Source organism: Micromonospora sp. NPDC023633, assembly GCF_040640035.1.
Lineage (GTDB): Bacteria > Actinomycetota > Actinomycetes > Mycobacteriales > Micromonosporaceae > Micromonospora.
Genome location: NZ_JBFABB010000061.1, coordinates 32,951 through 40,965 on the forward strand (window position 1 = coordinate 32,951; position 8,015 = coordinate 40,965).

Here is an 8,015-nt window from a genome sequence, read left to right on the forward strand (position 1 = left end):
TTTGTTGCCTGAACTGAGAAAGATACCGTGTGCCGGCCGCCCCGACCAAGCGCGCCGGGCCACTCCACAGGCCGCCCCGCACAGACAGCGGGGGCCCGCCGTGTGGCGGGCCCCCGGACTGCCGGTGCTCAGCCCCTGGCCACCTCGTAGAGCCGCTCCGGCGTCACCGCGCCGGCGATCAGCCGACCGTCGTCGGTGAGCAGCGCGCTGAACAGCTTCCCGGTCAGTAGCCGGCCGCTGCCCCAGTCGCCGCTGACCTTCGGCAGCGCGCCGAGCAGCGCCGCCGGGTCTCCGGTTGACCCGTTCGAGGGGCGGCCGGGGGTGGCCCCGGCCCGGTCGCCGGGCGCGCCGGCGCCGTCGAGCCGCGCGACCACCACCGTGGCCCAGCTCTCGCCGACGGTACGCACGTCCGGCCGCTCACCGTCCGTGGGCCGCTTCCCGCGCGCGTCGGCGGACTGCCTGCCAACGGTCTCCTCGGTCACCTTCACCCCGGGCGGCGGGTTGAAGGTGAACTGGTCGGCGTCCGGCCGGGCGTACGACACCTGGGTGAAGGCCATCTCGAAGGCCGGCTTGTCGCTGCCGTCGGCGAAGACCTCGAAGCGCAGCGGCACGTGCTCCCGCGCGTCGATGGCGATGCGCACCTGGTGCACCAGCGAGGCGGCGTCGCGCGGGGCGAGCACCAGCTCGTACGCGTCCCGGCCGGCGACCGTGGCGGACCGGCCGACGCTCACCTCGGTGCTCGGGCCGATCGCCGCCAGGGCCCGGTCGGCCGCCTCGCCGGGGGTGGCCGGCAGCTCGGGGGTCTCGGCCCCGGCGGTGCCCTCGGGGAGCGTGCGGTGGGTGGCGGTGTTGGACCGGCTGTTCCAGGTCCACACGTCCCGGCCGTTGCGGATGACGTCCTGCTCGCCGAGCGTGTCCGTCAGGGCGATGCGCTGCCGGTCGGGCCCGGAGTGCCAGACCCGCAGCGTGTGCGTGCCGGTCAGCAGGCCGGTCAGGCCGTCGCCGCCGACCAGGTTGGCCAGCGGCGGCAGGCCCAGGTCGGCGCGCTGCACGACCGTGCCGGAGAGCCCCTCCAGCCGGGAGGTCTGCAGGTCGACCAGGAGTTGGGCGGCGGTACGCGGCGGCAGGCTCGGCTCGGCCTGGGCGGCGAACGTGCCGAGCGCGGCGCCGCCGCCGATGACGGTGGCGACGGCGGTCACGGGGACCAGCCAGCGTAGGACGGGACGGCTCTTCAGGACGGACATGTGACACCTCCTGCCGGACATCCTGCCTCCTCGACGCTGTGAGGGTGCTGAGGACGACCGGACGACCTTGGGCGCGCGGGTGGCACCCTTGGGACGTGCGGTTGCTGGTGGTGGAGGACGAGTCGCGGCTGGCGTCCGCCCTGCAACGGGGGTTGCAGGCCGAGGGGTTCGCGGTGGACGTGGCGGCGACCGGCCCCGAGGGGCTGGACGCGGCACGGCACGGCGGGTACGACGCGATGATCCTCGACGTGATGCTGCCCGGCCTCTCCGGCTACGAGCTGGTCCGCCGGCTGCGCGCCGAGGAGCACTGGCTCCCGGTGCTCATGCTCTCGGCCAAGGACGGCGAGTACGACCAGGCCGACGGACTGGACTGCGGGGCCGACGACTACCTCACCAAGCCCTTCTCGTACGTCGTGCTGCTGGCCCGGCTGCGGGCCCTGTTGCGCCGTGGCGCCCCCGAACGCCCCACGGTGCTCGCGGTCGGCGACCTGCGGCTCGACCCGGCCCGGCGGCGGGTGACCCGGGCCGACGCCGAGGTCGCGCTGACCAGCCGTGAGTTCGCGCTGCTGGACTACCTGATGCGCCGCCCCGGCGAGGTGGTCTCCAAGACCGAGCTGCTCGACCACGTCTGGGACGCCAGCGTCGAGACGGCACCCAACGCGGTCGAGGTCTACGTCGGGTACCTGCGGCGCAAGATCGGCCGGGAGCGCCTGGAGACGGTCCGCGGCGCCGGCTACCGGCTCGCGCCGTGACGCGGGGGGTGCGGGGGCGCCTGCGCGTCGCGCTCGGGCTGCGCGGGCGACTGATGGCGGTCGGGGTGCTCGGCGTCGCGGGGGGACTCGCCGTCGGGGGTCTCGTCCTGCTCGGCGTGCTGGGCTGGGCCCTGCAACGCGCCGTGGACACCGAGGCGTTCCGGACCGCCGACGCGGTCGCGCTGCTCGCCGCCGAGGAGGTCCTGCCCGATCCGCTGCCGGTGGCCGGCGGGCAGGTCCGGGTGCAGGTGATCGACGCCGGGGGCAGGGTGCGGGCCGCCTCGATCGACGCCGACCGGCTGGTGCCGATGGTGTCGCCGGAGCGGATCGACGCCGGCGCGCGGCAGCGGCTGACGGTGTCGGGGGAGCGGGTCGGCCTGGCCGGGCCGGTCCGGGTGGTGGCCGTGCCGGCGGGCACCGCCGCCGACCCGCGCACCGTCCTGGTGGCGCGGTCGCTGGCGGACGTGCGGCACAGCGCGCACGTCGTCCGGACCATCCTGCTGGTGAGCTTCCCGCTGCTGGTGGCGGTGCTCGCCGCCGTGGCCTGGCGGGTGGTCGGCGCGACCCTGCGCCCCGTCGAGGCGCTGCGCCGGGGCGCCGAGGAGATCACCGGGCGGGACGGGGGCGGGCGGCTGCCCGTACCGGCGTCGCAGGACGAGATCCACCGGCTGGCGGTCACGCTCAACGGGATGCTGGGCCGGCTGGAGTCCGCCCGCGACCGGCAACGGGCGTTCGTCGCCGACGCCGCGCACGAGCTGCGCAGCCCGCTGGCGAACATCCGTACCGAGCTGGAGGTCGCCCGGCGGCTGGCCGACCGGACGGACTGGACGGCGGTGTCCGCGAACCTGCTCGCCGACACCGAGCGGCTCGGTCGGCTCGTCGACGACCTGCTGCTGCTGGCCCGGCTCGACGAGAGGCCGCCGGCGCGGGTCACCGGGCCGGTCGAGCTGGGTGCCCTGCTGGCGGCGGTGGCCGCCCGGTACCCGTCGCCGCCGGTGCGCCTCGACGCGCCGGCGGCGCCGCTGTGGACCGAGGGCGACCCCGACGAGCTGCGCCGGATCCTGACCAACCTGGTCGACAACGCGGTCCGGCACGCCCACGGCGAGGTGGTGCTGGCCGCCGGGCCGCCCGTGCACCCCGAGGGCGGCGACGGCGCGATGACGTACCACCTGGTGACGGTGACCGACGACGGGCCGGGGATCCCGGTGGCGGACCGGGAGCGGGTCTTCGGCCGGTTCACCCGGCTCGACGACGCCCGGGCCCGGGACGACGGCGGCGCCGGCCTCGGCCTGGCCATCGTGCGCGAGCTGGTCCGCCGGGCCGGCGGCGGCATCGAGCTGACCGACGCCCGTCCCGGCCGGGCCGGCGGTCCGGGGCTGCGGGTACGGCTGCTGCTGCCGGCCCTGCCCGACCCGGAGCGTCCCTGACGGACACGGCGTCCGGTGCCGGCCCGTGACCACGCCCACCCGTGACCGCGCCGGCCCGGGGCCCACGCCGCACGCCCGGCGTGGGCCTTGGGACACGTCGGCCGCCCCGGAAACATGCCGGCCCGTCAGCCGCGGCGGGTGCAGACCTCCTGCGCGCGGGCGATCGTGTCGGTCGACCACACGACCGCGACCGTGAAGCAGTAGTCGGTGCTGCGGTTCAGGCCGTAGACGACGAAGGCGGTGGTGCCGGCGGGCAGGTTGGCGAAGGCCGTCTGCGCCTGGCCGACCCGGCCGCCGGAGATGACCACCGGGCCCTCCCCGCCGGCCGGGTACGTCCAGCGCAACGCCACGTTGTCGCGGTTGTCCCGCAGCGTCACCGAGCCCGGCGGGGTGCCGGGGGAGGCCACGGCCCCCATCGTCGGGCCGGCGGCGGGCGGGGTGCCCGTGCCGGCCGGTCCCCCGGCCGGCGTGGAGGTCCGGGCGCCGGTCGCGGCCGGGGGCGCCGGGTCGGGGTCACCGTCCACCCCGGCCACCCCGGCGATCACGGCGGCCGTGCCCAGCAGCACCACCACGACGCCACCGACGACGAGCGGCAGCAGCCGGTTGTTGCGCCGCGACGGCGCGCGGTGCACCGGCACGGGCAGCAGCCGCGACGGCTGGTAGGGCTCCTCGGGCGCGCCGGGCTGGCGGACCCGGTGCACCCCGTCGGCCTCGTCGGTGGCGGCGCCGCCGGCCAGGGGTACGACCGACGGCGGTACGGCGCTGTCGGCCGGACCGTCCCCGGCGTCGGCCTCGGGGGGCCACCAGCCGGGTGGCGGGTCCTCCGTCGGCTGCCGGGGCGTCGGCACCACGTGCGGTGGCCCGGCGTACGGATCCGGCTCCGCCGGGCGGTAACCCGGCTGCGAGGGGTGGAAGGCCGTCGACGGCCCGTCGCCCGGGGGCGGCGTGCGCGCGGACGGCACGATCGGGCCGTCCCGGCCGACGGGTGCGGTGTCGGCGCAGGCGTGGTCCGGATTGGCCGCCGCCCGGGCCAGCGTCGCCACCTGCGCCGCCAGCGGATCGTCCGCCGGCAGGTGCTGTCGGCACAGCTCCCGGGCGAGCGCCAGGTTGTCGTGCGCCTCGGCGAACTGCCCGCAGTCGCGCTGCATCGCCCCGAGCCGGGCCAGCATCTTGATGCCGCTGGGGTGGCCGTCGCCGTAGACCTCGCGGTGCAGCTCCCAGGCGTCCTGCAACCGGTCGCGGGCCACCTGGCACTGGCCGCGCGCGTACTCCACCGTGGCCAGGTCGGCGTGGGCGGCGAGCACCCGCAGCGACTCGGGACCGTCGAGCGCGGTCAGCTCGATGATCACTTCCTGGTAGAGCCGGGCGGCGCGGGACCAGCTGCCGACCCGGTGCAGCACCGCCGCGAGGGTGGCCGCGGCGGCCACCGTGCGCTGGTCGGAGCGCCCGTGCAGCCGGGTCGTGGCCGCGTACGCGAACGCGGCCCAGCCCCGGGCCGAGTGCGGCTCGCCGAGGGCGACCAGCACGCGGGCCTGGAGGCTGGCGGCCTCGGCCAGCTCGGGCGTGGCGTTGGCCGGACGCGGGTCCGCGTCGGTCAGCGCGTCGGCGAGCAGCCGTTGGGCGCCGGCGAGGTCGCCGGCGGACACCAGGTGGTGCGCCTGGTCAGTCAGATCACCGAAGCCGGAAGGCACGCCCCATCGTGCTCATCCGACGACGGTAAGTACAAGACCCGGACCGGGGTGGATTGGTCAAGAACCGGTCAGGTGTGCGGCGAGCGTCTCGCTGATCCGGCGCAACTGGTCCACCTGGGCCGGGCTCAACGCGTCGAACAGGTGCCGGCGTACCCCCTCGACGTGGCCGGGCGCGGCGGCGGCGAGGGTGGCGAAGCCCTCGTCGGTCAGGACCGCAATCTGCCCGCGCCGGTCGGTCGGGCACTCCTCGCGGCGGACCCAGCCGGCCGCCTCCAGGCGGGCCGCGGCGTGCGAGAGGCGGCTGCGCGAGGAGCCGGTGGCCTCGGCCAGGTCGCTCATCCGCAGTTGCCGCTGCGGCGCCTCGGAGAGCCGGACGAGGATCTCGTAGTAGGCGTGCGGCATCCCGGCGTCGCGTTGCAGCTCCCGGTCCAGCGCCTCCATCAGCGCCCGGGAGGCGGTCAGGTACGCGCGCCAGGTGCGCTGCTCGTCGGGATCCAGCCAGCGGGTCATGACGGCCATCATACGCCATTTAGTTGAACGCTCAACAAAAACGCGCTAGCGTCGGTGGCATGGGAATCCACCGCCTCAACCACGCCGTGCTCTACGTCAGTGACCTCGCCCGCAGCGTCGCCTTCTACCGCGACGTGCTGGGCTTCCGGCCGATCCCGATGACGCCGGACGGCTTCCGGGGCGCCGCCTTCCTCCAGGCGCCCGGCTCCACCAACGACCACGACCTGGGCCTGTTCGAGGTCGGCGCGGGCGCCGGTCGCTCCACCGCCGGCCGCGGCACCGTCGGGCTCTACCACCTGGCCTGGGAGGTCGACACCCTCGACGAGCTGGCGGCCACCGCGCAGCGGCTCGCCGCCGCCGACGCCCTGGTCGGCGCGTCCGACCACGGCACCACCAAGAGCCTCTACGGCCAGGACCCGGACGGGCTGGAGTTCGAGATCGTCTGGCTGGTGCCCGCCGACCGGCTCGACGACGCCGCCCTGGCCGCGCGCAAGCGGATCGGCCGGCTCGACCTGGACGCCGAGCGGCGGCGCTACGGCGGCCAGACCCGTGGCGGCGTGGGCGTCTCCGTCCCGGCCTGACCCGCCCCGGCGACGCGTGCGGACCCGCCCCGGCGCCGACGGCGTCCCGTCCGGACCCGCCCCGGGACGCCGCGACGCCGGGCCCGTCGGGGGAGCTGTGTCCGGCCCGGGGCGGGCGTGCGGTAGAACGGCAGCATGCCGACCGACGCCGTCCTGCGCGAGCTGCTCGTCCGACACCTGGAGACCTGGCTGCCGGGGGCGCTGCACCGCGCCCGCCGGGCCACCCTCGCCCTGGCGTACGCGGGCGGCGACGCCGGCTCCGCGGAGGCCGCCCTGCGGGTGGTCGCCGGGCACGCCGACCGGCTGCGCGGTCGCCAGCTCACCGTGCTGGTGCTCGCGGACGACACCGGGGAACTGCCGGCCCGGCTCGGGGCCGTGGAGGCGGAACTGCCGGCGGGCGTCGCCGTGCACCTCGTGCCCGGCGGCCCGGCCCGGCTGCCGGTGGCGGTGAAGGCGGCCGGCGCGGCCGGCGCGCCCCTGCTCTCCGTCGTGGACGACGCCGCCGCCGATCCCGCCGTCCTGACCGCCGCGGCGGCCGGCAAGCCGGCGGACGTGCTGCTCGCCACCGCCGCCGGCACCCCCGCGCGCGCCGCCCTCGCCGGCGCCGGTTTCCCGCTGACGACCGAGGTGGAGCTGGTGCCCGCCGACGGCGCCCCCGCGCGGCTGCTCGCCTTCGCGACCGGGTCGGACAAGAGCCTGGAGGCGTTCAAGGAGGCGCTCTGGGCGGTCGACGGTGCCGCCGGCGTGCGCTACCGCGACCCGGCGGGCCGGCTGCTCGACGTCGTCCCGTCCCCGGAACCCGGCCCGCTGCACCGCGAGTTGCTGGCCGAGCTGGCGCGCTCCGGCCCGCGTACGGTCACCGAGCTGCGCCGGCACGCCCTCACCGCGACCGCCTACCGGTCGTCCGACGCCGTCCGGGCGCTCACCGGCCTGCTCGACGCGGGGGAGGCGGCCCGCGACCCGGAGCACGGCCGGCTCGGCGGCGACGTGGTCATCTCCGCGCGGGACGCCGGGCCGGCGTTCTGACCCGGACGCCGAGCGGGGTGCCGGTGAATCACCGGCACCCCGCTCGGCCTCGGGACCTCACGCCCGGGACTTGTCCTGCTTCCAGGACAGCGGACCCGGCAGGTCCACCCGGTGCGCCTTGGCCCGCGAGTTCCAGGACCAGCGACCGATCTTGATGCTCCAGGAGGAGAAGCCGTTTTCGGTGAAGTTCAGGATGATCGGGCCGTACTTCTTGCGCTTGCGGAACATCAGACCCATCGTTGTGCTCCCTTCGATTCCCTTCCCTGCCCTGTCGAACCCGAACATGCCCGGATCGCCGAATCGGGAAACCCCTGCCCGTCCGGCGTGGACGGTCCGATGGGGGTGAGGCCCCCGTGCGTCCGGTGGAGGCGGGCCCCGCCGGTGCGGTGGCTGCCCACCCTCGGCGTCTCCCGCCCGCCGGCATAGGGGTTCGCGACGGTGCCGACCGACGTCGATTCCGCCCCCGATAGGGGCATTGACCGGGGACCCGGCCGGCGGCAGCATGGGGCGATGACGCAGCGGGACGATCTTCTCCACGCGGCTCGCCCGCCCGTCGACGCAGGGCTGCCCCGCACGCCGGGCGCCCACCCGGCCCCGGAGCCGGCGTGACCGTGGAGTGGTCCCGGCAGGGCGGGGCTGAGCTGCTGCCGGTGGACCGGGACCTGTTCCGGGCGCTGCTACGCCGGCAGGCCGCCACCGTCACCGTGGTCACCACCGTCGCCCCGGCCGCCGTCGCCCCGGCCGCCGTCGCCCCGGCCGCCGTCGCCCCGGCCGCCGGCGCCCC

8 protein-coding genes are annotated in these 8,015 nt (G+C 76.8%); 4 read left to right on the forward strand and 4 right to left on the reverse strand.

Going from position 1 to position 8,015, the window contains the following annotated elements; genetic code table 11:
* Positions 1-128: 128 nt before the first annotated feature.
* The gene (locus AB0G13_RS19940) at positions 129-1,244 is read right to left on the reverse strand and encodes a sigma-E factor regulatory protein RseB domain-containing protein (RefSeq protein ID WP_357876172.1); all 1,116 of its coding nucleotides are present in this window, start codon (positions 1,242-1,244) and stop codon (positions 129-131) included.
* A gap of 95 nt (positions 1,245-1,339) precedes the next feature.
* Between AB0G13_RS19940 and AB0G13_RS19945 the strand changes: the two genes are divergently transcribed.
* Positions 1,340-1,996 carry a response regulator transcription factor gene (locus AB0G13_RS19945; protein ID WP_357876174.1) on the forward strand — a complete coding sequence of 219 codons (657 nt, stop codon included), beginning with the start codon at positions 1,340-1,342 and terminating at the stop codon, positions 1,994-1,996.
* Between the two features lie 53 nt (positions 1,997-2,049).
* Positions 2,050-3,423 (forward strand): HAMP domain-containing sensor histidine kinase, encoded by a 1,374-nt coding sequence (locus AB0G13_RS19950; RefSeq protein ID WP_357876192.1) that lies wholly within the window; start codon positions 2,050-2,052, stop codon positions 3,421-3,423.
* 125 nt (positions 3,424-3,548) lie between these two features.
* On the opposite strand, the gene AB0G13_RS19955 is transcribed toward AB0G13_RS19950, so the two are convergent.
* Together AB0G13_RS19955 and AB0G13_RS19960 are read right to left on the reverse strand one after the other, a co-directional pair.
* Complete coding sequence (locus tag AB0G13_RS19955; protein ID WP_357876176.1) at positions 3,549-5,114, reverse strand: tetratricopeptide repeat protein; 1,566 nt, start codon at positions 5,112-5,114, stop codon at positions 3,549-3,551.
* 57 nt (positions 5,115-5,171) lie between these two features.
* Positions 5,172-5,633, reverse strand: a complete 462-nt coding sequence (locus AB0G13_RS19960) for a MarR family transcriptional regulator (RefSeq protein ID WP_357876178.1) — start codon at positions 5,631-5,633, stop codon at positions 5,172-5,174.
* A 50-nt stretch (positions 5,634-5,683) separates the two neighbouring features.
* Here AB0G13_RS19960 and AB0G13_RS19965 point away from each other — a divergent pair, with 50 nt between their 5' ends.
* Positions 5,684-6,205 carry a VOC family protein gene (locus AB0G13_RS19965; protein WP_357876180.1) on the forward strand — a complete coding sequence of 174 codons (522 nt, stop codon included), beginning with the start codon at positions 5,684-5,686 and terminating at the stop codon, positions 6,203-6,205.
* 135 nt (positions 6,206-6,340) lie between these two features.
* Positions 6,341-7,231 carry a hypothetical protein gene (locus AB0G13_RS19970; protein ID WP_357876182.1) on the forward strand — a complete coding sequence of 297 codons (891 nt, stop codon included), beginning with the start codon at positions 6,341-6,343 and terminating at the stop codon, positions 7,229-7,231.
* Between the two features lie 57 nt (positions 7,232-7,288).
* On the opposite strand, the gene AB0G13_RS19975 is transcribed toward AB0G13_RS19970, so the two are convergent.
* Entirely contained in the window at positions 7,289-7,468 is a 180-nt protein-coding gene (locus AB0G13_RS19975) for a DUF4236 domain-containing protein (RefSeq protein WP_007075522.1), read from the reverse strand.
* Positions 7,469-8,015 lie beyond the last annotated feature (547 nt).

What these genes read in the sequence shown, in the direction of transcription:
- AB0G13_RS19940 (WP_357876172.1), bottom strand. Translation starts at nt 1,244, where the DNA reads ATGTCCGTCCTGAAGAGCCGTCCCGTCCTACGCTGGCTGGTCCCCGTG.
- AB0G13_RS19950 (WP_357876192.1), top strand. Translation starts at nt 2,050, where the DNA reads ATGGCGGTCGGGGTGCTCGGCGTCGCGGGGGGACTCGCCGTCGGGGGT.
- AB0G13_RS19960 (WP_357876178.1), bottom strand. Translation starts at nt 5,633, where the DNA reads ATGGCCGTCATGACCCGCTGGCTGGATCCCGACGAGCAGCGCACCTGG.
- AB0G13_RS19965 (WP_357876180.1), top strand. Translation starts at nt 5,684, where the DNA reads ATGGGAATCCACCGCCTCAACCACGCCGTGCTCTACGTCAGTGACCTC.
- AB0G13_RS19970 (WP_357876182.1), top strand. Translation starts at nt 6,341, where the DNA reads ATGCCGACCGACGCCGTCCTGCGCGAGCTGCTCGTCCGACACCTGGAG.
- AB0G13_RS19975 (WP_007075522.1), bottom strand. Translation starts at nt 7,468, where the DNA reads ATGGGTCTGATGTTCCGCAAGCGCAAGAAGTACGGCCCGATCATCCTG.